The following is a 4,861-nucleotide window of genomic DNA, read 5'->3' on the forward strand; positions in this document are numbered from 1 at the left end:
CCCCGGACAAGCCAACTACGCCGCCGCCAACGCCTACCTCGACGCCCTCGCCACCCACCGCCACACCCACGGCCTCCCCGCCCACTCCCTCGCCTGGGGCCCCTGGCAGCAGGAAGCGGGCGGCATGACGGCGGCGCTGGCCGAGCAGGACCACGCCCGGATGCGCCGGACCGGCCTGCTTCCGGTCCCGGCCGAGCGCGCCCTGGCGATGTTCGACGCCGCGCTGGCCGGCGGGAGCGCGACCACCGTCGCCGCGCTCTTCGACACCGGCCGGCTGCGGGCCTCCGGCGAGGTGCCCCCGCTCTACCGCGGCCTGGTGCGCGGTGTCACGCGGCGGGCGGCCCAGGGCGGCCCGGCCGGCGCGTCGCCCCTCCTGGAGCAGTTGCACGGGCGGAGCCCGGCCGAGCAGGAGCAGGTCCTGCTCGACCTCGTCCGCGGCGCGGTCGCGACCGCGCTCGGCCACGGCGCGGTCTCGTCCGTCGACCCGGCCGGCCAGTTCAAGGAACTCGGCTTCGACTCGCTGACCGCCGTCGAGCTGCGCAACGCGCTGGCCGCCGGCACCGGCCTGCGGCTGCCCGCCACCCTGACCTTCGACCACCCGACCCCCACCGCGGTCGCCCGTTTCCTGCTCGCCGGGCTGCTCGGCGGCGCCGGCGGAACGGCCACCGGCGCCGCCGCACCGACGGCCGTGACGGCCTCCGCGGACGACGACCCGATCGTGATCGTCGGCATGGGCTGCCGCTTCCCCGGCGGCGCCGACACCCCCGAGGCACTGTGGCGGCTCGTCGCCGACGGCGTCGACGCGATCGGCGACTTCCCGGACAACCGGGGTTGGGACGTCGACAACCTCTTCGACGCCGACCCGGAGGCGATCGGCAAGACCTACGCCCGCCAGGGCGGATTCCTGTACGACGCCGACGAGTTCGACGCCGACTTCTTCGGCATCAGCCCGCGCGAAGCGCTCGCCCTGGACCCCCAGCAGCGCCTGCTGCTGGAGACCAGCTGGGAGGCGGTGGAGCGGGCCGGCATCGACCCGAAGTCGCTGCACGGCAGCCGTACCGGCGTGTTCACCGGGGTGATCGCCCAGGAGTACGCCTCGCTGACCTACCTCGGTGCCGAGGGCGCGGAGGGCTACCTGGTCACCGGTCTCGCCGCCAGCGTGGCCTCCGGGCGGGTGTCCTACGTGCTCGGCCTGGAGGGCCCGGCGCTGACCGTCGACACCGCGTGCTCCTCCTCACTGGTGGCACTCCACCTGGCCGTCCAGGCGCTGCGGCAGGGCGAGTGCACCATGGCCCTGGCCGGCGGCGTCACCGTGATGGCCACACCCGGGATGTACCAGGAGTTCAGCCGGCAGCGCGGGCTGTCGCCCGCCAGCCGCTGCCGCTCCTTCGCGGGCTCCGCCGACGGCGTCGCTTGGGGCGAGGGCGCGGGCATGCTGCTGCTGGAGCGGCTGTCCGACGCCCGGGCCAACGGGCACCGGGTGCTCGCGGTGGTCCGCGGCACCGCCGTCAACCAGGACGGCGCCAGCAACGGGCTCACCGCCCCCAACGGGCCGGCGCAGCAGCGGGTCATCCGCGCCGCACTGGCCGACGCCCGGCTGACTCCCGACCAGGTCGACGCGGTCGAGGCCCACGGCACCGGCACCACCCTCGGCGACCCGATCGAGGCGCAGGCCCTGCTGGCCACCTACGGCCGGGCACACGAACCCGAACTGCCGCTCTGGCTGGGTTCGTTCAAGTCCAACATCGGCCACAGCCAGGCCGCGGCCGGCGTCGCCGGTGTGATCAAGATGGTCGAGGCGATGCGCCACGGCGTGCTGCCCCGCACCCTGCACGTGGACGAGCCCACCCCGCACGTCGACTGGACGGAGGGCGCGGTCTCGCTGCTCACCGAGACCCGGGACTGGCCCGAGACCGACCACCCGCGGCGCTCGGCCGTCTCCTCCTTCGGCATCAGCGGCACCAACGCCCACATCATCCTGGAGGCCGCACCGGCCGCACCGGCCGCGCCCCTCGCACCCGTCGCGCCGGAGACCGCCGGCACCGAGCCGGACGGGGACGCCCCGGCGGCCGTCCCCTTCGTGCTCTCCGCCCGCACCGAAGCCGCCCTGCGCGCCCAGGCGGACCGGCTGCGCGCCCACCTGCTGGACCGCCCGGACGTCGACCCGGCCGCCGTCGCCGGCGCCCTGGCCACCTCCCGGGGCCGGTACGAGCACCGCGGGGTCGTCGTCGGCCGGGACCGCGAGGAACTGCTGAGCGGTCTCGCCGCACTCGCCGACGACCAGCCCTCGCCGGTCGTCGTGACCGGCCGCGCCGAGCGCCCCGGCCGCACCGTGTTCGTCTTCCCCGGCCAGGGCTCCCAGTGGGACGGCATGGCCCGCGACCTCCTGGCCGAATCCCCTCTCTTCCGCAGCCACATCGAGGCCTGCGCGCAGGCCCTCGCCCGCTACACCGACTGGAACCTGCTCGACCTCATCGAACAGACCCCGGACGCGCCCTCCCTGGAACGGGTCGACGTCGTCCAACCCGCCCTGTTCGCCGTCATGGTCTCCCTCGCCCGCCTCTGGGAATCCCTCGGGGTCCACCCCGACGCCGTCATCGGCCACTCCCAAGGCGAGATCGCCGCCGCCCACATCGCCGGCGCCCTCACCCTCGACGACGCCGCCCGCGTGGTCGTCCGCCGAAGCCAGGCCATCACCAGCCTCGCCGGCACCGGCACCATGGCCAGCATCCCGCTGCCCGCCGACCAGGTCGAACCCCTGCTCGCCGCCCACGACGGCCACGCCCACATCGCCGCCGTCAACGGCCCGAACCACACCGTCATCGCCGGCACCGTCGAAGCCCTGACCGCCATCGTCGAGCAGGCGACGGCCGACGGCATCCGCGCCCGCACCATCCCCGTCGACTACGCCTCCCACAGCCCCCAGGTCGAAGCCATCCGCGACCGGGTCCTCTCCGACCTCGCCGACCTCACCCCCCGGCCCTCCACCGTCCCGCTCTACTCCACCCTCACCGCCACGTTCATCGACACCACCGTCATGAACGCCGACTACTGGTACACCAACCTCCGCAACCCCGTCCTCTTCGAACAGTCCGTCCGCGCCCTCACCGAAACCGGCCACACCACCTTCATCGAAGCCAGCCCCCACCCCGTCCTCACCAATCCCGTCGAAGAAATCCTCGACGGCGCCGGCCAGGCCGTCGGCACCCTGCGCCGCGACCACGGCGACCTCGCCCGCTTCCTCACCTCCGCCGCCCACGCCCACACCACCGGCACCCCCATCACCTGGCCCGCCCTGCCGGGCACCCCGGCGGTCCCGGTGGAGCTGCCCACCTACCCCTTCCAGCGCCGGTCGTACTGGCTGAAGCCGGTCACCACCACCGACCTCGGCAGCACGGGCCTGCGTCCGCTGCACCACCCGGTACTGGCCGCCGCCACCACGCTGCCCGACGGCACCCACCTGTTCACCGGCCGGGTCTCGCTGCGCCAACATCCCTGGCTCATCGACCACGCCGTCCTGGACGCCGTGCTGCTGCCCGGCGCCGCCTTCGTCGAACTCGCCCTGCACGCCGCCCAGCGGACCGGCCACCCGCATCTGGCCGAACTCACGCTCCAGCACCCGCTGGTGGTCCCCGGGGACGCCCCCGTGGAGGTCCAGGTCGCGGTGGGCCCGGCGGAGAGCGGGGCCCACCGCACGGTGACCGTCCACTCCCGCCCGGCCGACCCGACCGGCGACGACCAGCCGTGGACGGCGCACGCGGTCGGCACCCTCACCGCCGAGGCGCCCGACCGCCCCCCGGTCGAGGAGGCCTGGCCCCCGGCCGGGGCCACCCCGATCCCGGTCGACGACTTCTACCCCCGGCTCGCCGCCCGCGGCTACCACTACGGCCCGCTGTTCCAGGGCCTGCGGTCCGCCTGGCGGCGCGGCCCGGAGCTGTACGCGGAGGTCGTGCTGCCCGAGGGCGAGGGCGGCGCCGGCGAGTTCGGCATCCACCCGGCCCTGCTGGACGCCTCCCTGCACGCCTCCCTGCTCGACCTCGGGCCCGAGGGCATCCGGCTGCCGTTCTCCTGGACCGACGTCGACCTGCACGCCGTCGGCGCCCGTGCGCTCCGGGTGCGGCTGACGCCGACCGGTCCGGAGAGCGCCCGGCTGGACCTGTCCGACTTCGACGGACTTCCGGTCCTGACGGTGCACTCACTGGCCGGCCGCCCGATCACGGCCGAGCAGCTCGCCGCGGTCCGTACCGTCGCCCGGCCACCGCTGTACCGGGTGGAGCGAACAGTCCGGGAGCTCACCGGCCGCACCCCCGTCACCGGGCCCTGGACGGTCATCGGCGACGACGCCTGTGCCGAGGCGCTGCGCGCCGCGGGCGTCGACGTCCTCCGCCACCTCCCGCTCGCCACCACCGCGGCGGACGAACCCGACCGCGCCCACGACCTCGGCGAACAGGCCCTCACCGCTCTCCGGGAGGCCCTCACCGACGAGGCCCTTGCCGACACCCGCGTCCTGGTCGCCACCCGGGACGCCGACGGCCTGGCCGCCGCTGCCGTCCAGGGGCTCACCCGGTCCGCCCAGGCCGAGAACCCCGACCGCATCGTCCTCGTCCACCTCGACGACACCGGCCTCCGGCTCCTGCCCCTCGCCCTCGGCGCGACCGACGACGAACCGGAACTGTCCCTGCTGGACGGTCAGTTGACCGTGCCGCGGCTGGCCAGGGTCGTCACCCCGGACACCACGACGGACACCCCGACGGCCCTCACACTCGACCCGAACGGCACCGTCCTGATCACCGGCGGCACCGGCACCCTCGGCAGCCTCCTCGCCCAACACCTCGTCACCACCCACGGCATCCGCCACCTC

The 4,861-nt window shown here is 75.2% G+C and carries 1 protein-coding gene; it reads left to right on the forward strand.

The features are described 5' to 3' along the window. Positions 1-4,861 (forward strand): type I polyketide synthase (locus IF30_RS50050; protein ID WP_030247854.1); only part of this gene is annotated, 4,861 nt, incomplete at both ends.

The organism is Streptomyces sp. NRRL S-350, from assembly GCF_000719705.1.
Classification (GTDB): Bacteria; Actinomycetota; Actinomycetes; order Streptomycetales; family Streptomycetaceae; genus Kitasatospora.